This is a genomic window from Streptomyces sp. NBC_00104, assembly GCF_045160825.1.
GTDB lineage: Bacteria > Actinomycetota > Actinomycetes > Streptomycetales > Streptomycetaceae > Streptomyces.
Map to the genome: position 1 here is coordinate 4,524,854 of NZ_CP108215.1, position 20,570 is coordinate 4,545,423.

General features: G+C 71.4%; 19 protein-coding genes. 7 read left to right on the plus strand and 12 right to left on the minus strand.

Annotated features, from left to right (window positions below):
- Positions 1-24 precede the first annotated feature (24 nt).
- Complete coding sequence (locus OG272_RS19760) at positions 25-1,068, minus strand: glycosyltransferase family 2 protein (RefSeq protein ID WP_326582332.1); 1,044 nt, start codon at positions 1,066-1,068, stop codon at positions 25-27.
- A gap of 214 nt (positions 1,069-1,282) precedes the next feature.
- Between OG272_RS19760 and OG272_RS19765 the strand changes: the two genes are divergently transcribed.
- Together OG272_RS19765 and OG272_RS19770 are read left to right on the plus strand one after the other, a co-directional pair.
- The gene (locus tag OG272_RS19765; RefSeq protein ID WP_405894254.1) at positions 1,283-2,644 is read left to right on the plus strand and encodes an LCP family protein; all 1,362 of its coding nucleotides are present in this window, start codon (positions 1,283-1,285) and stop codon (positions 2,642-2,644) included.
- Between the two features lie 214 nt (positions 2,645-2,858).
- Positions 2,859-4,163: an LCP family protein gene (locus tag OG272_RS19770; RefSeq protein ID WP_327729403.1), complete on the plus strand. Its 1,305-nt coding sequence runs from the start codon at positions 2,859-2,861 to the stop codon at positions 4,161-4,163.
- 109 nt (positions 4,164-4,272) lie between these two features.
- Here the strand turns inward: OG272_RS19770 and OG272_RS19775 are convergent, their stop codons facing one another.
- The gene (locus OG272_RS19775; RefSeq protein WP_326582329.1) at positions 4,273-4,641 is read right to left on the minus strand and encodes a four-helix bundle copper-binding protein; all 369 of its coding nucleotides are present in this window, start codon (positions 4,639-4,641) and stop codon (positions 4,273-4,275) included.
- 177 nt (positions 4,642-4,818) lie between these two features.
- Complete coding sequence (locus OG272_RS19780; RefSeq protein ID WP_326582328.1) at positions 4,819-5,976, minus strand: acyl-CoA dehydrogenase; 1,158 nt, start codon at positions 5,974-5,976, stop codon at positions 4,819-4,821.
- A 210-nt stretch (positions 5,977-6,186) separates the two neighbouring features.
- Here OG272_RS19780 and OG272_RS19785 point away from each other — a divergent pair, with 210 nt between their 5' ends.
- Positions 6,187-7,530 carry a UDP-glucose/GDP-mannose dehydrogenase family protein gene (locus OG272_RS19785; protein ID WP_326582327.1) on the plus strand — a complete coding sequence of 448 codons (1,344 nt, stop codon included), beginning with the start codon at positions 6,187-6,189 and terminating at the stop codon, positions 7,528-7,530.
- Positions 7,531-7,629: 99 nt separating this feature from the next.
- Positions 7,630-7,791, plus strand: coding sequence for a hypothetical protein (locus tag OG272_RS19790; protein ID WP_405894257.1), 162 nt, complete (start codon positions 7,630-7,632; stop codon positions 7,789-7,791).
- Between the two features lie 215 nt (positions 7,792-8,006).
- On the opposite strand, the gene OG272_RS19795 is transcribed toward OG272_RS19790, so the two are convergent.
- Together OG272_RS19795 and OG272_RS19800 are read right to left on the minus strand one after the other, a co-directional pair.
- A complete protein-coding gene (locus OG272_RS19795) occupies positions 8,007-8,240 on the minus strand; it encodes a hypothetical protein (RefSeq protein WP_405894259.1) in 234 nt (77 codons plus the stop codon).
- A 238-nt stretch (positions 8,241-8,478) separates the two neighbouring features.
- Complete coding sequence (locus OG272_RS19800) at positions 8,479-8,982, minus strand: CGNR zinc finger domain-containing protein (protein ID WP_327729400.1); 504 nt, start codon at positions 8,980-8,982, stop codon at positions 8,479-8,481.
- A 141-nt stretch (positions 8,983-9,123) separates the two neighbouring features.
- Between OG272_RS19800 and OG272_RS19805 the strand changes: the two genes are divergently transcribed.
- The gene (locus tag OG272_RS19805) at positions 9,124-9,483 is read left to right on the plus strand and encodes a VOC family protein (protein ID WP_326582323.1); all 360 of its coding nucleotides are present in this window, start codon (positions 9,124-9,126) and stop codon (positions 9,481-9,483) included.
- 54 nt (positions 9,484-9,537) lie between these two features.
- On the opposite strand, the gene OG272_RS19810 is transcribed toward OG272_RS19805, so the two are convergent.
- From OG272_RS19810 to OG272_RS19825, 4 genes are all read right to left on the minus strand, one after another.
- Positions 9,538-10,668 (minus strand): dipeptidase, encoded by a 1,131-nt coding sequence (locus OG272_RS19810; protein WP_405896041.1) that lies wholly within the window; start codon positions 10,666-10,668, stop codon positions 9,538-9,540.
- A gap of 516 nt (positions 10,669-11,184) precedes the next feature.
- On the minus strand, positions 11,185-12,372 hold the full coding sequence (locus OG272_RS19815) for a dipeptidase (RefSeq protein ID WP_327732234.1): 1,188 nt from the start codon (positions 12,370-12,372) through the stop codon (positions 11,185-11,187).
- A 58-nt stretch (positions 12,373-12,430) separates the two neighbouring features.
- Entirely contained in the window at positions 12,431-12,955 is a 525-nt protein-coding gene (gene purE, locus OG272_RS19820; RefSeq protein WP_326582322.1) for a 5-(carboxyamino)imidazole ribonucleotide mutase, read from the minus strand.
- Complete coding sequence (locus tag OG272_RS19825) at positions 12,952-14,091, minus strand: 5-(carboxyamino)imidazole ribonucleotide synthase (protein ID WP_326582321.1); 1,140 nt, start codon at positions 14,089-14,091, stop codon at positions 12,952-12,954. Before OG272_RS19825 ends, purE begins: the two co-directional genes overlap by 4 nt.
- A gap of 252 nt (positions 14,092-14,343) precedes the next feature.
- On the opposite strand from OG272_RS19825, the gene OG272_RS19830 reads away from it, so the two are divergent.
- The gene (locus OG272_RS19830) at positions 14,344-14,886 is read left to right on the plus strand and encodes a GtrA family protein (protein ID WP_326582320.1); all 543 of its coding nucleotides are present in this window, start codon (positions 14,344-14,346) and stop codon (positions 14,884-14,886) included.
- Between the two features lie 131 nt (positions 14,887-15,017).
- On the opposite strand, the gene OG272_RS19835 is transcribed toward OG272_RS19830, so the two are convergent.
- Positions 15,018-16,286, minus strand: coding sequence for an ATP-binding protein (locus OG272_RS19835; protein ID WP_326582319.1), 1,269 nt, complete (start codon positions 16,284-16,286; stop codon positions 15,018-15,020).
- Between the two features lie 242 nt (positions 16,287-16,528).
- Positions 16,529-17,206, minus strand: coding sequence for a response regulator transcription factor (locus OG272_RS19840; protein WP_326582318.1), 678 nt, complete (start codon positions 17,204-17,206; stop codon positions 16,529-16,531).
- Between the two features lie 640 nt (positions 17,207-17,846).
- Between OG272_RS19840 and OG272_RS19845 the strand changes: the two genes are divergently transcribed.
- Positions 17,847-19,391: an oligopeptide:H+ symporter gene (locus tag OG272_RS19845; RefSeq protein WP_326582317.1), complete on the plus strand. Its 1,545-nt coding sequence runs from the start codon at positions 17,847-17,849 to the stop codon at positions 19,389-19,391.
- Between the two features lie 67 nt (positions 19,392-19,458).
- Here OG272_RS19845 and OG272_RS19850 read toward each other — a convergent pair whose 3' ends face one another.
- Positions 19,459-20,559: a hypothetical protein gene (locus OG272_RS19850; protein ID WP_327729397.1), complete on the minus strand. Its 1,101-nt coding sequence runs from the start codon at positions 20,557-20,559 to the stop codon at positions 19,459-19,461.
- Positions 20,560-20,570: the final 11 nt, after the last annotated feature.

Genomic DNA, 20,570 nt, shown 5'->3' on the forward strand with positions numbered 1-20,570 from the left:
CCCGATGTCGTACGTCACCCGCGCTCAGCTCTCGGTGAGCACCGCCGGGCGGCGGGAGGCGATGACCTTCTTGGCCAGCGACTTGGGGCTGGTGAGGAAGCCGAAGCCCCAGGACATGTGCATGGTGGCGAGGGCGACGGGGATCTGGAGGCGCGCCTTGAGCGGCAGCCCCCTGCCCGCCGGGATCGAGCCCGCGACGATCGCCGCGAGGTAGCCGCCGGGGATGACGTACCCCAGCGGGGTGAGCAGACCGCCCACCAGGACGCCGGCCACGATCGCACACACCGCGGTGGGCGGGGCGAGGTAGCGCAGGTTGATGGAGCCCTCGTGATACCGGGCGACGACGTGCCGCCAGCGGCCGTAGTTCCTGTACTGCTTGGCGAGTTCCCTCACGCTGGGCCGCGGCCGGTACGACACCTTCAGCTCGGGCGAGAACCAGATGAGGCCGCCCGCCTCGCGGATCCGGAAGTTCAGCTCCCAGTCCTGGGCGCGGATGAACTCCACGTTGTAGCCGCCCTGCCGCTCCAGCGCCTCGCGCCGGAAGACACCCAGGTAGACCGTCTCGGCCGGACCGGCCTGCCCGCCCGTGTGGAAGGCGGCGTTGCCGACGCCGATCTTCGAGGTCATGGCGGCGGCGACCGCGTGCTCCCAGTCGTTCTCGCCCTCGGCGTACATGATGCCGCCGACGTTCTGCGCGCCGGTCTCCTCCAGGAGCCGTACGGCGGTGGCGATGTAGTTCGGCGAGAGGATGCCGTGGCCGTCGACCCGGACCACGATCGGGTGGCGGGAGGCCTTGATCGCGGCGTTGAGCGCGGCGGGGGTGCGGCCGGTGGGGTTCGGGACGGTGTGCACGCGCTTGCTCTCGAAAGACGCGGTCTCCGCCACGAGCTCGGCGGCGATCTCGTCCGTGCGGTCCGTGGACGGCCCGAGGGCGATCACGACCTCCATCTCGCCGGCGTACTCCTGCGCGAGGATCGCTTGGACGGCTCCGCGCAGATGCCGCTCCTCGTTGAGGACGGGCATGATCACGGACACGGCGGGGAGCTGCACGTCGGGCTTGGCGTTCATAGGGGGCTCACGTTACCGCGAACGGGGGACTCCGACGCGCGCCGCCCGGTCACGGGGACGGGGCACGGATCACGGCGCCCTACGGTGCTCACGGATCCCTGACTTCCCCTGAACCGGTCCCGCGGAGGTGTCCCCCGTGTCCACGCCGCCCCGCCGCCCAGCCCGTGCGCAGCAGCCCCGGCCCCCCGCACGCCCCCGGCGGCGGAGCTGGGCCGTGCGGGCGGTGACCACGCTCTCGGTGGTGGTGCTGGCCGCCGCGGGCATCGGACACGCGGTGGTGACCCGCCTGGACGACGAGATCACCCGGGTCGACGCCTTCAAGGACATGAAGAACCGTCCCGAGGCCGGCCACGGCATGAACGTCCTGCTGGTCGGCACCGACGGCCGCGACAAGATCACCGAGGAGGAACGGCGGCGGTACCGGCTGGGCGGGGCCCCCTGCCACTGCACGGACACGATGATGATCGTGCACATCTCGGAGGACCGGGAGCGCGCGAGCGTCGTGAGCCTGCCGCGCGACTCGTACGCCGAGACGCCCGCGCACACCGACCGCGCCACCGGGAAGACCCGCGAGGCCCACCCGATCAAGCTGAACGCGGCCTACGCGGAGGGCGGACCGCAGCTCACCGTGCGCACGGTCGAGCACATGACCAAGGTGAAGATCGACCACTACGTCGAGGTCGACTTCACCAGCTTCATGCGGACCGTCGACGTGCTCGGCGGCGTCAAGATCTGCACCACGCGCCCCCTCAAGGACTCCTACACCGGTCTCGACCTCGCCGCCGGCACCCACGAGCTGGACGGCGGCCAGGCCCTCCAGTACGTCCGCTCCCGGCACGCCGACGGCTCCTCCGACCTCGGCCGGATGAAGCGCCAGCAGCGCTTCATGGCGTCCCTGATGTCCCAGGCCACCTCCTCCGGTGTCCTGCTCAACCCGATGAAGTTCCGGGACGTCACCCAGGCCGTCCTCGGGTCCGTCCGCGCCGACAAGGAGTTCGGCACCGGCGAGCTGATCGACCTCGGCCGCGCGCTGCGGAACCTCACACCGGCCTCCTCGGAGTTCACCACCGTGCCCATCGGACGGATGGGATACGCCGTGGAGGGCATCGGCTCGACCCTCAAGTGGGACGACGCCAAGTCCGCCCGCCTCTTCGAGGCCCTGCGCGAGGACCGCCCCCTCGCCCCCTACAAGGCGCGCGGCACGTACACCCTCGTCGACGTGGCCCCCCAGCAGATCCGCGTCCAGGTCGAGAACGGCACCGCCGTCCCCGGCCTCGGCAAGGAGGTGGACCGCCAGCTGGCCGCCACCGGCTTCCGCACCACCAGAATCCCGGTGAACGCCCCGCGGCAGAACGTCGCCCGCACCCTCGTCGTCTACGACCCCCGCTGGGACCGCTCCGCCCAGTCCCTCGCCACCGCCCTCCCGGGCTCGGAACTGCGCCCGGTCCGCGCCCAGGGCCCCACCCTGAGGGTGATCACCGGCACGGACTTCAAGCAGGTCCGCAGGGTACGCGCGGAGAACCCCGAGCAGGGCGAGTCGGGCGTGGTGAGGGGCGACCAGGTGTCGTGCGCCTGAGGCCCCGGCCGCCCGAGGGTCGCGAGGAACGGCGTGAGCAACGGCGCGAGCAACCACGAACAACCCGCACTCGCCTCTGAACAGCCGGCCCCGGCCCAATAGACGCCTGGCCCCCTACAAAACCGTGCAATTTGTGTCAGCTTCGCAACAGCCCTGCCTTTGTTTTTCATCGACCCTTGTAAAGGGCACAGCCCTACCCGGCACACTGGGGCACATGAACGATTGGCCCGAGGCATGGTCCGGCGACAATCGCGGTGGCGACTACCGCGGCGGCGGCTACGGACACGGCAACGCGAGCGCACAGCCCGACGGGCCGCGCGTGATGCGCCAGGTCCGTCGCGGCCCGTCGGCACCCCCTCAGGGCGGCGTGCCCCAGCAGCCGTCGTACGGCGATTCGTACGCCGACGGCTACGGCAACGGACCCGACCAGTACGGCGGCGGGTACAACAGCGACTACAACACCGGCCAGGTCTACGGCTCCGGTGGGCCGGGCGGCCCCGGGGGTCCCGGCGGCGGCCGCGGTGAGCGCCCCGCGCCGAACTGGGGGCGCCGTATCAAGCTGACGGCGATCACGGTCACCGTGGTGGTCCTCGCGACGACGATCGGCACGTACTTCTGGGCCGACTCCAAGCTGAACCGCGAGGTCGACCTGTCGAAGGTCATCGAGCGGCCGGACGCGGGCGAGGGCACCAACTACCTGATCGTCGGCTCCGACAGCCGTGAGGGCCTGTCCGACGACCAGAAGAAGGAACTCCACACCGGGTCCGCCGACGGCAAGCGCACGGACTCGATGATGATCCTGCACACCGGTTCGAACGGCCCGACGCTGGTCTCGCTGCCCCGTGACTCGAACGTGGAGATACCGACGTTCGTCGGCTCCGAGTCCGGCAAGACCTTCAAGGGCACCGGCCGTCAGGTGAAGCTGAACGCGGCGTACGCGGAGGACGGGCCCGAGCTGCTGGTCCGCACCGTCGAGGCCAACACCGGTCTGCACATCGACCACTACGTGGAGATCGGCTTCGCGGGCTTCGCGAACATCGTCGACGCGGTCGGCGGCGTGGAGATCGAGATCCCCAAGGGCGGCCTGAAGGACACCAAGTCCGGTGCCGACTTCGAGGCGGGCAAGCAGACGCTGAACGGCGAGCAGTCCCTCGCCTTCGTCCGCACCCGCTACGCCCTCGCCCGCAGCGACCTGGACCGTACGAAGAACCAGCAGAAGTTCCTCGCGGCCCTCGCCAGTCAGACGGCGACGCCCAGCACGGTGCTGAACCCGTTCAAGCTGTACCCGACGATGAGCGCCGGTCTGGACACCCTGATCGTCGACAAGGACATGAGCCTGTTCGACCTGGCCGACATGTTCTGGGCGATGAAGGGCGTGACGGGCGGCGACGGCAAGTCGATGAACATGCCGATCTCGGGCAACGCCGACAACGGCAACCTCCAGTGGGACACCGCGAAGGTGAAGCAGCTGGTGGAGCAGTTGAAGAACGACGAGACGGTGACGGTGTCGGGCAACTGACCCGGATCGCAACGGATCGCATCGGCCGAGGGGCACCCCGTGACGGGGTGCCCCTCGGCCGTTGGTCGTACGAGGTCGTACACGGCCGTACGCGGTCGTACGCGGTGGGTCAGGCGGTCGCGCCCGCCATCGTCCGGCACATCTCCGAGCAGCGGCGACACGCCTCGGCACAGCGCATCAGCTGCTGATCGTCCGGCATGGACATACACGCCTCGGCGCACATGTCACAGGCGCGGGCGCACATCGCGCACATCTCGGCGGACAGCGGCGAGCGGCGCATCATCATGTCCGCGCACATACGGGTCATCTCGGCGCAGTCCATCAGGGCGCGCATGATCTGCATCTGGGCCTGGCCGCCGGCCTGCATGCAGGAGCTCATGGTCTCCTCGCACATGCTGTGGCAGGCCATGCAGGCGTTGACACAGTCCTGCATCTCCTTGCTCATGGCCGTCATGCTTCCGGTCTGCTGCTGCGTCATGGCTCCTCCTGGGGGGTGACGGGAGCGGGGTCCGGGGCGGGCCCCGTGCACTTCCGTCCTACGCCTCCCCGTCCCCGCCCGCCATCGGGCGGACGGAAACAATCCGCCCCATACGCCCCGTACGACAACAGCCCCCGGCGGGGCGCCGGGGGCTGTGTACGGACTGCGCCGAAGGAGTTACGGCAGGTTGCGGGCCATGACGATCCGCTGGACCTGGTTCGTGCCTTCGTAGATCTGGGTGATCTTGGCGTCGCGCATCATGCGCTCGACCGGGTAGTCGCGGGTGTAGCCGTACCCGCCGAGGAGCTGGACGGCGTCCGTGGTGACCTCCATGGCGACGTCGGAGGCGAAGCACTTGGCCGCGGCGCCCTGGAAGGTGAGGTCCTTGTCGCCGCGTTCGGACTTCGCCGCCGCCTGGTACGTCAGGGCGCGGGCGGCCTCGACCTTCATGGCCATGTCGGCGAGCATGAACTGGATGCCCTGGAAGTCGGCGATCGGCTTGCCGAACTGCTTGCGCTCCTGGACATAGCCCTTGGCGTAGTCGAGGGCGCCCTGGGCGACACCGAGGGCCTGGGCGGCGATGGTGATGCGGGTGTGGTCCAGGGTCTTCATCGCCGTGGCGAAGCCGGTGCCCTCCTCGCCGATCATGCGGTCGGCGGGGATACGGACGTTGTCGAGGTAGACCTCGCGGGTCGGGGAGCCCTTGATGCCGAGCTTCTTCTCCGGGGCGCCGAAGGAGACGCCCTCGTCGGACTTCTCGACGACGAAGGCGGAGATGCCCTTGGAGCGCTTCTCCGGGTCCGTGACGGCCATCACCGTGTAGTAGTCGGAGACGCCCGCGTTGGTGATCCAGCGCTTCACGCCGTTGAGGATGAAGTGGTCGCCGTCGCGGACCGCGCGGGTCTTCATGCCGGCCGCGTCGGAGCCGGCATCCGGCTCGGAGAGGCAGTACGAGAACATCGCGTCGCCCTTGGCGAGCGGGCCCAGGTACTTCTTCTTCAGCTCCTCGGAGCCGGAGAGGATCACCGGGAGCGAGCCGAGCTTGTTGACGGCCGGGATGAGGGAGGACGACACACAGGCGCGGGCCACCTCCTCGATCACGATGACCGTGGCGAGCGCGTCGGCGCCGGCGCCGCCGTACTCCTCGGGGACGTGCACGGCGTGCAGGTCGTTGGCGACGAGCGCGTCCAGCGCCTCCTGCGGGAAGCGGGCCTCCTCGTCCACGGCGGCGGCGTAGGGCGCGATCTTCGCCTCGGCGAGGGAACGGATCGCGTCGCGGAGCATGTCGTGCTCCTCGGACGGGCGGTACAGGTCGAAATCAGCCGATCCGGCCAAGGTCTCTCACGCTCCTGACGCTAACTACCGTTAAGTAACCCAAATTTTAGTGGTCGGGGCACGCCGAGTGATACGTGAGTTTGACGACAGGCCGCCGGCCCCCGGGGAATCTGCCCGGTGAAGGGCTCGAACACGCCCCGACTATGCTCGTGCAGCGCACTCGACCAGAGCATGGTCGACACCTCATGGCCGGACATCCCAGGAGTACGCATGGCCCTCAAGATCACCGTGATCGGCACCGGCTACCTCGGCGCGACACACGCTGCGGCCATGGCCGAGCTGGGGTTCGAGGTGCTCGGGCTCGATGTCGTCGAAGAGAAGATCGACATGCTCCGGCGGGGCGAGGTTCCGATGTACGAGCCGGGCCTGGAGGAACTGCTGCGCAAGCACGTCGCCGGGATCGAGGGGTCGAGCGGGCGGCTGCGCTTCACGACCGACTACGCCGAGGTCGCGGCCTTCGGTGACGTCCACTTCGTCTGCGTGAACACCCCGCAGCGGCACGGCGAGTACGCCTGCGACATGTCGTACGTCGACGCCGCCTTCGCCTCGCTCGCCCCCCATCTGACGGGCCCGGCCCTCGTCGTCGGCAAGTCGACCGTGCCGGTCGGATCCGCCGAGCGGCTGGCCGCCTATCTCGCCGAGCACGCGCCGGCCGGGGCGGACGCCGAGTTGGCCTGGAACCCGGAGTTCCTGCGCGAGGGCTTCGCCGTGAACGACACGCTGCACCCCGACCGGATCGTGGTGGGTGTGCGGAGCGACAAGGCCGAGAAGCTGCTGCGCGAGGTGTACGCGACGCCGGTCGGCGAGGGCTCGCCCTTCATCCTCACCGACTTCCCGACCGCCGAGCTGGTGAAGACCTCCGCGAACTCCTTCCTCGCCACCAAGATCTCCTTCATCAACGCCATGGCCGAGGTGTGCGAGGCCGCCGGGGGCGATGTCGCCAAGCTGGCGGAGGCCATCGGGCACGACGACCGGATCGGCAAGAAGTTCCTGCGGGCCGGCATCGGGTTCGGCGGCGGCTGTCTGCCGAAGGACATCCGGGCGTTCATGGCCCGCGCCGGTGAGCTGGGCGCCGACCAGGCGCTGACGTTCCTGCGCGAGATCGACTCCATCAACATGCGCCAGCGCGGGCAGATGGTGGAGCTGGCCCGGCAGGCGCTGGACGGCGGGTCCTTCCTCGGCAAGCGGGTCGCCGTGCTCGGCGCCACCTTCAAGCCCGACTCCGACGACGTACGCGACTCCCCCGCCCTCAACGTGGCCGGGCAGATCCACCTCCAGGGCGGCCAGGTCACCGTCTACGACCCCAAGGGCATGGACAACGCCCGGCGGATCTTCCCGACGCTCGGGTACGCCGACTCCGCCATCGAGGCCGTGCGGGGCGCCGACATCGTGCTGCACCTCACCGAGTGGCACGAGTTCCGCGAGCTGGACCCGGCGGCGCTGGGCGAGGTCGCGTCGACACGGCTCGTCCTGGACGGCCGCAACGCGCTGGACCCGGAGCTGTGGCGGCGGGCGGGCTGGACGTACCGGGCGATGGGGCGGCCGACCGCCTGACGCGGTTTCCTGGGGCTCGCCGAATCCGGCTGGAAGGGCGGGGCCGCCGCTCCCCCGGCATCGCCCCCTGCCGCGACGGCGCTCGACTCGTATCCCAAGATGCGCACGGTGGGGGTCGAGACCATCCCGGCGCCGGTCGTCGAGGGCGGCGGGGCGATCTCCGACGACACCCTCACGGTGCTGTTGAACCACATCGACAAGGCACACCTGACAAGGCACACCTGGAGCAGTCGCTCGGGCAGCGGGTCACCCACCTGCTGAACGCGGACGGCTACGTGCAGATGCACACGGTCCGGGCCGGGCAACTGCGCGCCCCCACCGAGGACTTCCTCACCGACAGCTGCTGACGCGTCCCGCGACGAAGGTGGGCGCCGGTCCGGCCGGGGCTCAGCCGGTCGGACCGGCGCCCACCCCATTCTCCACATCCTCCCCACACCTCGGGAACCGCTTTCCAAGGAAATCCGGGATGACAACCGTCACCGCGGTACGGCCCGCTGCCGACCGGCCGCCGCCGCGTCACCCTCACCGGGGCGTCGCTGACCGTGCCGGACGGACCCGAACAGCCCGTGTTCCGCTTCGAGTTCGCCGAGTCCGTCGAGTCCGTCGAGTCCGCCGGAAGGGTCGGGGCGAGGTCCGTCCTCCTCTCCGCGCAAGGCGACTCCCTCGACGGCGGGCGCCGACTGCGGCTCCTCGCCGATCTCGAAGTGCACGGGGGCGCCTTCCCGGCGCTGCTGTGGCTGCGGGTGGGCGAGCGCGCCGACGACCGGCTGCTCGTGGTCGGCACCGCCCGGCTGCTGCGCCGGGCACCGGGTTCCGGTTCGGGTGGCCGCGCCCCGCGACGCGGCTGCGCTGCCGGTCGCCGCGGAGTTCGCGTGAGAGCGGCGCGGCGGGCGGCCCACGGTGCCGTGCCCGCCGTGCTGGTCCTCGCCTTGCCGGCGGGTCGGGCGGTCAGGCCTTCGCCCGGTACCGGCGCATCTTCGCCCGCGCCCCGCAGACCGACATCGAGCACCAGCGGCGGCGGCCGGCGGGGCTGCGGTCGTAGTACGCCCAGTGGCACTCGGGCAGCTCGCAGGCCTTGAGGCGGAGCCAGGTACCGGCGGTCAGCGCCTGTGCGACGGCGGCCGCCACGCGGGAGAGCAGCGGGCCCTCGTCGGCGGGGGCGAGGGTCGCCGAGCCGTCCCGCCCGTCGACGGCGACGTACAGCGGCGCCCGCGCCAACAGCTGTCCCAGGGGGGTCACCGCGCGGTGCGGCCGGTGGCCCGCGTGCGCCAGGCACACGGCGCGCAGCGACTCGCGCAACTCGCGTACGTCCGCCAGCTCCGCCTCCGCGACACCGAACGGGGCCCGGCCCTCGGCGGTGTCGAGCGTGTCGGCGCCCGACTCCAGGTCGAGGGTGTTCACCAGCGCCTCCACCAGGGCGAGGCCATCGGGTGCGGGCGCGCTCTCACTCATGGCAGCGACGGTACCTCCGTTTTCCGTTTGCGATGTTACCCCTTATGGGGCAGCATGCAGTAACGGTTACTGGTTGCCCGCCTGTTTGGGGTAACCGAGGTGGGTGACCCGTGGAGTGACACCGATTTCAAGGAGGAAGTCATGGCTGTCGCCAAGCTGGGTGTCGTCGTCCTGGACTGTCCCGATCCGCGCGCGCTCGCCGGTTTCTACGCGGGCGTGCTGGGCGGCACCGTCGAGGGCGACGGGGAGTGGGTCGACCTGGTGGTGCCGGGCGGCCCGTCGCTGGCGTTCCAGGCCGCCGAGGGGTTCGTACCGCCGAAGTGGCCCGCGCCCGACGCCTCGCAGCAGTTCCATCTGGACCTGACCGTGGAGGACATGGACGCGGCCGAGAAGGACGTGCTCGCGCTCGGGGCGCGGCCGCTGGACGCCGAGGACCGCTCGCGGAGCTTCCGGGTGTACGCGGATCCCGCCGGGCACCCGTTCTGCCTCTGCGCCTGCTGACTCCGCGCGACGGCCGAGGCGCCCGGCGGCCACGCGGCCCGGCGGCCCGGCTGCCTATCCGTCCAGCTCCGTTATCTTCGCCGTCGACGCCTCCCGGCGGTCCTGGGCCGCCCGCGCCGTGAAGTCGGCGCTGCGCAGGACGCGTTGGACGTTGCCCCAGGTGAGGAGCGCGAGGTCGTCCGCCGGCCAGCCCCGGCGCATCAGCTCGACGACGAGGTGCGGGTAGCAGGAGGCGTCGGTGAGGCTGGCGGGGTGGGCGGCGCCCGAGTCGTACGTGCCGGAGAGGCCGACGCAATCGGGGCCGGCGATCTTGCGGACGTGGTCGAGGTGGTCGGCCACGTCCGGGATGGACGGGCCGGTCTGCTCGGCGGTCAGCGGCACCATGCACAGGCCCTGGGCCTCGCCCAGCTCGGCGAGGAGGTCGTCGGAGAGGTTGGCGGGGTGGGAGCGCAGGGCGTGGGCAGCCGAGCGGGTGCACAGGACCGGGGAGCGGGAGACGGCGAGGGTCCGGCGGACCGTCGCCTCGGGGGCTCCGGAGACGTCGGCGAGGACGCCGATGCGGTTCATCTCGCGGACCACCTCCTCGCCGAACCTGGTCAGCCCGGCCTCGCCCGCCCAGGACACACCGGCGAGCGTGAGGATCTTCAGGCCGAGCGCGTGCAGGGCGCGCAGGATGCCGAGGGAGTCGTCGAGGGCGGGGGCTCCGGCGGGGCCGAGCAGGACGCCGACCCGGCCGCAGTTGCGGGCGTCGGTGGTCTGCCCCGCGCTGTGCACGAGCCGCAGGCCCTCGGGGTGGGCGTGGACGACGGTCCGGACCAGGTCCAGCTGCTCCAGGGTGGCGCCGACGGCCCGCTCGCCCGTCAGGCCCTCCGGCAGGTGCAGGGACCAGAACAGCGCGCCGATGTGGCCCTTGCGCATCCGCGGCACATCGGTGTCCACCCCGCCCTCGCCCAGCTCCAGGTCGTACCAGGGCAGATGGCGCAGCACCCACGGCAGCCCGCTGTAGCCGTCGGCGACGGGGTGCTCGACGAGGAAGGAGTGCGCCGCCGCCAGCTCATCGGGAGGCTCGGCCTCACCGGGCTCGGCGGTCAGGGCTTCGGCCGACCCGGGCTCGCCCGTCCGGAACCCGGCCCACCCGGGCTCGCCCGTCCGGAACTCCGCCGTCCCGGGCTCGGCCCACGTCAGCTCGGCCGTCCCGGCCGCGGGGCCCTCGGCGGGCGCGGGCTCGCCGGTCCCGGACGCGGCGGTCCCGGACGCGGCGGTCCCGGGCTCGGCCGTCCGGAACTCCGCCGTCCCGGGCTCGGCCCACGTCAGCTCGGCCGTCCCGGCCGCGGGGCCCTCGGCGGGCGCGGGCTCGCCGGTCCCGGACGCGGCGGTCCCGGGCCCGGCGGTCCCGGTCGTGCCGTCGGCCGTCGCCTCGGGCTCCGCCGCCGGAAGCCGAGGGCCCGGCTTCGGCGTGGGCTTGGACTTGCCCTTCGTACCGGTGGTGGGCGGGGTGTCGAGCTCCCCCGCCTCACCCGCCGCTTGCAGTTCGTCCTGCAGATCTGCCATGGCGGACCTCCGTAGCCGTTGGGTGATCGCAGTACTCGTCACCGTGGCACGGAGGCCGCCCGCGTTCCTGGTGGGTGGGGCGTTCGGGTTGTACGGCCGCGGCGGGGCCGTCGTTGCGCCACCCGGGTGACGCCCGGGCGGCACCCGGTGTCACCCGTCCAGCTGCTCCAGCGTCGCGTTCGACGGGCCCGTACGGGCCCGGAGGTCCCGGGCCACGTCCTCCGCCGCGCCCAGCACCCGGACCGCGTTGCGCCAGGTCAGCTTGGCCAGGTCGGCCCGGGACCAGCCCCGGTCGAGGAGCTCGGCGATCAGGTTCGGGTAGGAGGAGACGTCGCCCAGGCCGTCCGGGGTGAAGGCCGTGCCGTCGTAGTCGCCGCCGATGCCGAGGTGGTCGATGCCGGCGACCTCGCGCATGTGGTCGAGATGGTCCGCGACCGTGGACACCGTGGCGACCGGACGGGGGCTGCGCTCCTCGAAGGCGCGGTGCACCGCCATCCCCTCGGGGGTGGTGTCGAGGTGGTGGAGGCCGTGGGCCCGCATGTTCTCGTCGGCGGCCGCCGTCCAGTCGACGGCGGCCTGGAGCACGAACTTCGGCACGAACGTCACCATCGCCACTCCCCCGTTGGCCGGGAGCCGCTCCAGGACGTCGTCCGGGATGTTGCGGGGGTGGTCGCAGACGGCCCGCGACGACGAGTGGGAGAAGATCACCGGGGCCACCGACGTGTCGAGCGCGTCGCGCATCGTCGTCGCGGCGACGTGCGAGAGGTCGACGAGCATGCCCTCGCGGTTCATCTCCCGGACGACGGCCCGGCCGAAGGCCGAGAGGCCGCCGACCGCCGCCTTGTCCGTCGCGGAGTCGGCCCAGGCGATGTTGTCGTTGTGGGTGAGCGTCATGTAGCGGACACCGAGCGCGTACAGCGCCCGCAGGGTGGCGAGACTGTTGTCGATGGAGTGGCCGCCCTCGGCGCCCATCAGGGAGGCGACACGGCCCTCGGCGCGGGCCGCCTCCATGTCGGCCGCGGTCAGCGCGGCCCGCAGCTCGGCGGGGTAACGGTCGATCAACTGCCGTACGCAGTCGATCTGTTCGAGCGTCGCGGAGACGGCACTCGGCAGCACCTCGGCGTCCGAGGGGACGTACACCGACCAGAACTGCGCCCCGACGCCGCCCGCGCGCAGCCGCGCCAGGTCGGTGTGGAGAAAGGCGCTCTGGTCGGTGGCGATGTCCCGCGCGTCCAGGTCGTAGCGGACCTGCTCGCGCAGTGCCCAGGGCAGGTCGTTGTGCCCGTCCGCGACCGGGAACTCCCGCAGCAGCTCCCGGGCCGCCTCCAGTGACGCCATGTCCATGCCCATACCCATGTCCCCCGTGTCCCCCGTGATCCCCGTCATCGCGTCGCGTCTACTTCCCGAAGCCGAAGCCGTTGCCGGCTCCCTCGACCTTGGTGCGCAGGCGCTTGCCCTTCTCGGTGGCCTGGTCGTTCAGCTCCTGCTGGAACTCCCGCATACGGCCGAGGAGTTCCTCGTCGTGCGTGGCCAGGATGCGCGCGGCCAGCAGTCCGGCGTTGCGGGCCCCGGCGACGGAGACCGTCGCGACGGGCACACCGGCCGGCATCTGCACGATCGACAGCAGGGAGTCCATCCCGTCGAGGTACTTCAGCGGCACGGGGACCCCGATGACCGGCAGCGGGGTCACGGACGCGAGCATGCCGGGCAGATGGGCGGCGCCGCCCGCCCCCGCGATGATCACCTTGAGGCCCCGGCCCGCGGCCTCCTCGCCGTACGCGACCATCTCGCGCGGCATCCGGTGCGCGGAGACGACGTCGACCTCGTACGCGATCTCGAACTCGTCGAGGGCCTGCGCGGCGGCCTCCATGACGGGCCAGTCGGAGTCCGAACCCATGACAATGCCTACGACAGGGCTCATTCGGTGATCGTGCCTCTCAGATAGCCGGCGGCGTGACGGGCGCGCTCCAGCACGTCGTCGAGGTCGTCGCCGTAGGTGTTGACGTGACCGACCTTACGGCCGGGCTTCACGTCCTTGCCGTACATGTGGATCTTGAGCTGTGGGTCGCGGGCCATGCAGTGCAGGTACGCGGAGTACATGTCGGGGTAGTCGCCGCCGAGGACGTTGACCATGACGGTCCACTTCGCGCGCGGGCGCGGGTCGCCCAGCGGCAGGTCGAGGACGGCCCGTACGTGGTTGGCGAACTGCGAGGTGATCGCGCCGTCCTGGCTCCAGTGGCCGGAGTTGTGGGGGCGCATGGCCAGCTCGTTGACCAGGATGCGGCCGTCGCGGGTCTGGAACAGCTCGACGGCCAGGTGGCCGATCACGTCCAGTTCCTTGGCGATGGTGAGGGCCAGCTCCTCGGCCCTGAGGGCGAGGCCCCGGTCGAGGTCGGGGGCGGGCGCGATGACGGTGTCGCAGACGCCGTTCACCTGCTGCGACTCCACCACCGGGTAGGCCACGGCCTGGCCGTGCGGCGACCGTACGACGTTGGCGGCCAGCTCCCGGACGAAGTCGACCTTCTCCTCCGCGAGGACCGGGACACCGGCGCGGAAGGGCTCGGCGGCGTCCTCGACGGACCGGGCGACCCACACGCCCTTGCCGTCGTAGCCGCCGCGCACGGTCTTGAGGATGACCGGAAACCCCTCGCCCTCGGCGGCGAAAGCGGCCACGTCGTCGGGGTCCGCGACGATGCGGTGCCGTGGGCAGGGCACGCCGATCGCGTCGAGTCTCGCGCGCATCACGCCCTTGTCCTGGGCGTGCTGGAGCGCGTCCGGGCCCGGGCGTACGGGGATACCGTCCGCTTCCAGGGCCCGTAGATGCTCGGTGGGTACGTGTTCGTGATCGAAGGTGATCACGTCGCAGCCCTGCGCGAACGCACGCAGCGTGTCGAGGTCGCGGTAGTCGCCGATGACGACATCGCCGACGACCTGCGCCGCGGAATCCTGAGGGGTGTCACTGAGGAGCTTGAACCTGATGCCGAGCGGGATGCCCGCCTCGTGTGTCATACGAGCGAGCTGCCCCCCGCCGACCATGCCGACTACCGGGAACGTCACGCCCCCAGGGTATCGGCCACGGAATCGGCCACTCCCCGGTGCCCGATTTCCCCGCCCGTTTCCCCACCGGACCGCCCCGGGACCTCCCCCGCGTCCCGGGTGTGAGCTTCCGCACAGGCGTTGCCAAGGGGCGCTGGTTAGCATGGCTGAACCAGTGGATTTCGACCGAAGATCAACTCATTTCGGACGGACCAGCAACCGGCTGACCACCGGCACGACACCGACCGGACCGAGCGACGGGGGCCGCACACCATGGGAAGTACCACCTCGGGGCCTGATACGAAGCCCCGCGGCGCCCTGCGCCGCCGGATCGACCAGCTCGTACGAGAGGTCGCCAAGTTCGGCGCGGTGGGCGGTGCGGGGCTGCTGGTGAACCTCGCGGTGTTCAACCTCGTGCGGCACACCACCGACCTGCAGGTCGTGCGGGCCAGTGTCATCGCGACGATCGTCGCGATCGCGTTCAACTACGTCGGGTTCCGCTACTTCACGTACCGGGACCGTGACAAGAGCGGCCGTACGAAGGAGCTGTCGCTCTTCCTGCTGTTCAGCGCGGTCGGGCTGGTGATCGAGAACGGTGTCCTGTACACCGCGACCTACGGCTTCGACTGGGACAGCCCCCTGCAGTCCAACATCTTCAAGTTCCTCGGCATCGGCATCGCGACCCTCTTCCGCTTCTGGTCGTACCGCAGCTGGGTGTTCCGGGCCCTCCCGGCCCGCAAGGCCGTGTCGAGCGCGGAATCGTTCCTCGAAGCGGGGGCCGCCCACCCACCCGCGGTCACGGGCAAGCGCCGCTGAGGGCCGGGCCCCGAAGGGGCGCGGGGAACCGCGCGAGAAGCCCCACCGGCCCGCACCCGCTGTGGCACCCGCCGTCGCACGCCCCGGAGCCACGGCGCGTCCGCGCACACCGCCCGCACCCCACCGCCGAGCTACCGAACGGGCCGGTCATCGCCGGACGGCGTCCGCACCGGCGTACGCGACAGGAACAGCCCGAACACCGGCGGCTGCGCCTGGAGCATCTCCAGGCGCCCCCCGTCGGCCTCCGCGAGGTCGCGCGCCACGGCCAGCCCGATCCCCGTCGAGTTGCGCCCGCTGATCGCCCGCTCGAAGATCCGCGCCCCGAGGTCGGCGGGAACGCCGGGCCCCTCGTCGGTGACCTCGATCACCGCCTGGTTCCCGGTGACGCGGGTGCGCAACGCCACCGTGCCGCCGCCGTGCATGAGCGAGTTCTCGATCAACGCGGCCAGCACCTGCGCGACCGCGCCCGGCGTGCCCACCGCCTGAAGGTGGCGCTTGCCCGAGCTGACGACGGCCCGCCCGGCGCTCCGGTAGGCCGGCCGCCACTCCTCCAGCTGCTGCTTGATCACCTCGTCGAGCTCGAAGGAGACGGCGGAGCCGTTACGGGGGTCGCGGGAGTTGGTGAGGAGCCGCTCCACGACGTCCGTGAGGCGTTCGACCTGGGTGAGCGCGATGTGGGCCTCCTCCTTCACCGTGGCGAGGTCGTCCGTGAGGGTGATCTCCTCCAGCCGCATGGACAGCGCGGTCAGCGGCGTCCGCAGCTGATGGGACGCGTCCGCCGCGAGACGCCGTTCGGCGGTCAGCATGCGGCCGATGCGCTCGGCGGAGGAGTCCAGCACGTCCGCGACCCGGTCCAGCTCCGGGACGCCGTAGCGCTTGTGGCGGGGGCGGGGGTCGCCGGAGCCGAGCCGTTCGGCGGTCTCGGCGAGGTCGGTGAGGGGGGAGGCGAGGCGGTTGGCCTGGCGTACGGCGAGGACGACGGCGGCGATGACGGCGAGCAGGGCGACCGCCGCGATGATCAGCAGCGTGCGGCCGACCTCGCGGCTGACCGCCGAACGGGACTCCTCGACCGTGACGACCTCGTCCTTCTCGCCCTTGGCCTCATGGCGGATGACGTCGCCGACGGGCTTCTCGCCGATCTCGATCGTGGCCTGGCCGGGGATCTCGATACGGGCGTAGCGCTCGTCGCCGACCTGGTCCCTGAGGACCTCCGCGGTGATCCGTTCGTCGCCGATGATGCGGCTGTCCACGATGCTCGTCAGCTGGACCGCCTCGGACTCCACGCGTTCCTGGGCGCTGGTGCTGATCGTGCGGGTCTCGACGATGACGAGGGAGACGCCGAAGACCGCGATGACCACGAGGACGACGGCGAGGGTGGACTGGATGAGACGGCGGCGCACGGTTGCCCTCCGGGCGGGCGGGTGTTCCTGGACCTCTGATTGTGCGACACCCGGCGCCTGGTGCCGGGCGGGGGGCGGTGTCGCTTACCGGCGCTCGCCGGACGCGGCCCACGAGCGGCAGGGCCGCGCCCCGTGAGCGGCGCGGGGAACCGCACGGTCAGCGGTCAGCGGTCAGCCGCGCATCCCCTGCGGCCGCCGCACGGCACACGCCCCCGTGCCGCTCGGCGCCCGGCCCCTGCCGGTCAGTTCTTCTCGAAGCGGAACCCGACCCCGCGCACCGTCGCGATGTACCGCGGATTCGCCGCGTCGTCGCCGAGCTTCTTGCGCAGCCAGGAGATGTGCATGTCCAGCGTCTTCGTCGACGACCACCACGTCGTGTCCCAGACCTCGCGCATCAACTGGTCACGGGTGACGACCCGCCCCGCGTCGCGCACGAGCACCCGCAGCAGGTCGAATTCCTTCGCGGTGAGCTGAAGCTCCTCCTCCCCCATCCACGCCCGGTGCGACTCGACGTCGATCCGCACCCCATGGGTGGCGGGCGGCTGCGTCGGCTCCGCGGCGCCGCGCCGGAGCAGGGCCCGGACACGGGCCAGCAACTCGGCGAGCCGGAAGGGCTTGGTGACGTAGTCGTCGGCGCCCGCGTCCAGGCCCACGACGGTGTCCACCTCGTCGGCGCGCGCGGTCAGGATGAGGATCGGCACGGTGAGGCCCTCGGCGCGCAGCCGGCGGGCCACCTCCAGGCCGTCCATCCCGGGCAGCCCCAGGTCCAGGACGACCAGGTCGACGCCACCCTGCGTTCCGGCGTCCAGCGCGGTGGGTCCGTCCTCACGGACCTCCACCTCGTACCCTTCCCGGCGCAGTGCGCGAGCCAACGGCTCCGAGATGGACGCGTCGTCCTCGGCGAGCAGTACACGGGTCATGAGGTGATGGTAGTCCGCCGAGAACCGCAGGTGGAGGGGGATCGACAAGCGTGATTCACACCTGCTTCCCCTGGTTCTCCTACTTCGGCGGGGCATGATCCACTGTGGCGGGTGTTTCGTCCCACCCCCGGTGAAGATCCGCGTCGACGTGTGGAGAAGGCGCCCGGGTCCGGTGCGGGTCGCGCGGCGATCCCGTGAACACGGCGTCGCCGTGCCACGCCCTCCGTGGTCACCTCCTGCGTCTACGCGACGCGAACCATTGAATGACCTTCGAATGTGCGATCAAGGTTCCATTCTTACCTGTGATCCGCCTCTCAAGCGCTTCCATTTCCCGCAGTCCTGTGGCGTATGGTGACGGAACGCCTGTAGCAACACGTGAGGGCCTTTGGCGGTATATCTGCGCTGAAGGTCTCTTTTATGTGCGGAATGACCTGTGGCCGGACCCCGAACACGCGGGACGCATCGACGCGTCGACGCGCGTAGAGGGGCATGGATCCCGGTGGTCGCCGTCCGCCGCCCCGTGTCCCGGGGCGGACTCCCCGTGGGCGTGGGGCGGACGTCCCGGCCGGCCGGTCCCGGCCGACCCCCTCCACCGGGCGCGCGCCCCCACGCGCTCCGTCCCGACCTGCAAGGAACGACCATGGCGTCCAGCCTGACGAAGGACTCGGCCGGCCGGGGAACCCCCGGCACCGAGGGCACCTTCTTCGGCCACCCCCGCGGACTGGCCACTCTCTTCATGACCGAGATGTGGGAACGATTCTCCTACTACGGCATGAAGGCCCTCCTCACCGTCTACCTGCTCTCCGGCGGCCCCGACGCCGGCAAGGGGAGCATGGGCGGCGGCCTGGCCATGGACCTGGCCACCACCACCACGATCGTCGCCGTCTACTCGGCGATGGTGTACCTGCTCGCGATGCCCGGCGGCTGGCTCGGCGACCGGGTCTGGGGCCCCCGCAAGACGGTGACGATCGCCGCGGTCACGATCATGTGCGGTCACCTGGTGCTCGCCCTGCCGGGCGGTCAGGCGCCGTTCTTCGCGGGCCTGGCGCTGGTCGCGGCCGGCTCCGGCCTGCTGAAGGCCAACATCTCCACGATGGTGGGCCATCTCTACGACGGCCCCGAGGACCCCCGGCGCGACGGCGGCTTCACGATCTTCTACATGGGCATCAACGCGGGTGCCTTCTTCGCCCCGCTGGCCATCGGCACCGTCGGCCAGGAGGTCAACTGGCACCTCGGCTTCGGCATGGCCGCGGTCGGCATGGCCATCGGCCTCGCCGCCTTCCTCGCCGGCAGCCGGACCCTGAGCCCGAGGAGCGACCTCGTCCCCAAGCCGCTGGCGGCCGAGGAGCGCGCCTCCTGGCTGCGCAAGGGTCTGCTGTGGCTGGCCGTCGCGGCCGTCTTCTACGGCGCCGTGGGCCTCAGCGGCCACTTCACCCTGAACTGGGCGATGATCCCGCTGACCGTCATCGGTCTGGTCGTCCCGGCCGGTGTGCTGCTGCGCATCAAGCGGGACAAGGAGCTGACCACCGCCGAGCAGTCGAAGATGACCGGCTACATCTGGTTCTTCGTCGCCGCCGCCGTGTTCTGGATGATCTACGACCAGGGCGCGTCCACGGTCCAGGCGTTCGGCTCGAACGACGCGAAGGTGGCCGGATCGCTGCTCGGCTTCGCGTTCCCGACCTCCTGGTACCAGTCGCTGAACCCCCTGTTCATCATGGCGCTGGCCCCGGTGTTCGCGTGGCTCTGGCTGTGGCTGAACCGCCAGGGCAGGGAGCCCGGCACGGCCGTGAAGTTCGCGATGGCCCTGGTGCTCGTCGGCGTCTCGTTCTTCTTCTTCCTGATCCCGCTGGGCATGGCGGCGGACGGCACGCTGACCAGCCCGATGTGGCTGGTGGGCATCTACTTCATCCAGACCGTCGGTGAGCTGTGCCTCTCCCCGGTCGGCCTGTCCGTGACGACGAAGATGGCCCCGGCCAAGTACGCCGGCCAGATGATGGGCGTGTGGTTCCTCGCGGTCACCGCGGGCGACTCCGTCACCGGCCTGCTCTCCAACCCCGCCGTCGGCGGCTTCGACCTCAGCGGCACCGGCATGGTCGCCGTGGAGGCCACCCTCGCCGCCCTCGCCGGCTTCGCGATCTACATGTACCGCAGGAAGGTCAGGGCCCTGACCGGCGACGTCCACTGAGACCGGCGCCCGAGGGTCCGTGGGAGGGGCCGCCGTACCCGCGGGTGCGGCGGCCCTTCCTCGTCCCTCACGTGGAGGTGTCCTCCCGCGCCGAGGACAACCGCGCGGCCCGCGGCACCCCCGGATCCGTGTCCGGTGCGAACCACGGCAGGGCCGACGTCGTGGGCGAGGGGGACGGCGTACGGGGTTGTGCGTGGGCGGCGGTCGAGGGGCTCGGCCTGGGCACCCACGGCGGAAGTCCGGGCATCCGCCGCCCGCGTGCCCTTCGCCCGGGGGCCTCGCGCCCCGGCCGCACCCGGTCCACCACCGCCATGCCGATCCGGAACAGCGCGGCGGGTACGACGAGGCTGAGCATCAGCCAGAAGAGGGTGACGCCCCAGGGGCGGCCGACGCTCCACGGCTGTTCGGTGAGAACCCTGCCGCCGTACTCGAGGGAGACGGTGTAGTCGCCGTGGGCCCCGGCCGCGAGGTCGACGGGCAGGGTGATGCGGGCCTCGCGGCCCGGCTGGATCGTGCCGCGCCACCGCTGTTCCTCCCACTGCGGCGCGAACACCCCGTGGGAGGTGCCGACCTGGAAGAGGGGGTCCTTGACCGGGAAGGTGCCGACGTTGCCGACGGTGAGGACCAGCTCACGTGCGGGCGGCGCCCCGAACCAGGTCAACAGCCCGCTGGAGCCCGTCAGTCGGCTGTCCGTCAGGAGCGACAGCCGTCCGCCGGACGCCTCCCGCGGCAACGGCTCGACCGAGTGCCCGGCGACCTGGAAAGCCGCGTCCGCCGCCGCCTTCGGCCCCGTGATGGTGGAGACGTGCACGACGCACGGACACGGCACCGGCGGCTCGGCCACCGGCAACTCCCGGCGGAAGTCGCCCTTGTCGTCGGCGGTCACGGCCCGCCCGTCGCCGTTGGCACAGGTGTCGGTGCCGCCGGGCACACCCCGCGACGGCACGGACTGACCGCAGATCAGCACCATCAGGATCGCCTTCGGCCGCCAGCCGTCCCCGGTCACGGTGACCGAACCACCGTTCCCCGCCTGCGACTTGGACAGCTTCACGGTCGGCTTGTCCGCGGCCTGCGCGACCCCGCCGGCGAAGGGCGCCACGAGCACCACGACGAGGGCGAACACCACCGCGAGCACCCGCGCCGAGGCCCAGGTCGGGTACGAGTACAAGGTCGAAGTCG

What these genes read in the sequence shown, in the direction of transcription:
- OG272_RS19845 (WP_326582317.1), top strand. Translation starts at nt 17,847, where the DNA reads ATGGCGTCCAGCCTGACGAAGGACTCGGCCGGCCGGGGAACCCCCGGC.
- OG272_RS19785 (WP_326582327.1), top strand. Translation starts at nt 6,187, where the DNA reads ATGGCCCTCAAGATCACCGTGATCGGCACCGGCTACCTCGGCGCGACA.
- OG272_RS19775 (WP_326582329.1), bottom strand. Translation starts at nt 4,641, where the DNA reads ATGACGCAGCAGCAGACCGGAAGCATGACGGCCATGAGCAAGGAGATG.
- OG272_RS19830 (WP_326582320.1), top strand. Translation starts at nt 14,344, where the DNA reads ATGGGAAGTACCACCTCGGGGCCTGATACGAAGCCCCGCGGCGCCCTG.
- purE (WP_326582322.1), bottom strand. Translation starts at nt 12,955, where the DNA reads ATGAGCCCTGTCGTAGGCATTGTCATGGGTTCGGACTCCGACTGGCCC.
- OG272_RS19770 (WP_327729403.1), top strand. Translation starts at nt 2,859, where the DNA reads ATGAACGATTGGCCCGAGGCATGGTCCGGCGACAATCGCGGTGGCGAC.
- OG272_RS19840 (WP_326582318.1), bottom strand. Translation starts at nt 17,206, where the DNA reads ATGACCCGTGTACTGCTCGCCGAGGACGACGCGTCCATCTCGGAGCCG.
- OG272_RS19800 (WP_327729400.1), bottom strand. Translation starts at nt 8,982, where the DNA reads ATGAGTGAGAGCGCGCCCGCACCCGATGGCCTCGCCCTGGTGGAGGCG.
- OG272_RS19805 (WP_326582323.1), top strand. Translation starts at nt 9,124, where the DNA reads ATGGCTGTCGCCAAGCTGGGTGTCGTCGTCCTGGACTGTCCCGATCCG.
- OG272_RS19790 (WP_405894257.1), top strand. Translation starts at nt 7,630, where the DNA reads ATGCGCACGGTGGGGGTCGAGACCATCCCGGCGCCGGTCGTCGAGGGC.
- OG272_RS19815 (WP_327732234.1), bottom strand. Translation starts at nt 12,372, where the DNA reads ATGGCGTCACTGGAGGCGGCCCGGGAGCTGCTGCGGGAGTTCCCGGTC.
- OG272_RS19760 (WP_326582332.1), bottom strand. Translation starts at nt 1,068, where the DNA reads ATGAACGCCAAGCCCGACGTGCAGCTCCCCGCCGTGTCCGTGATCATG.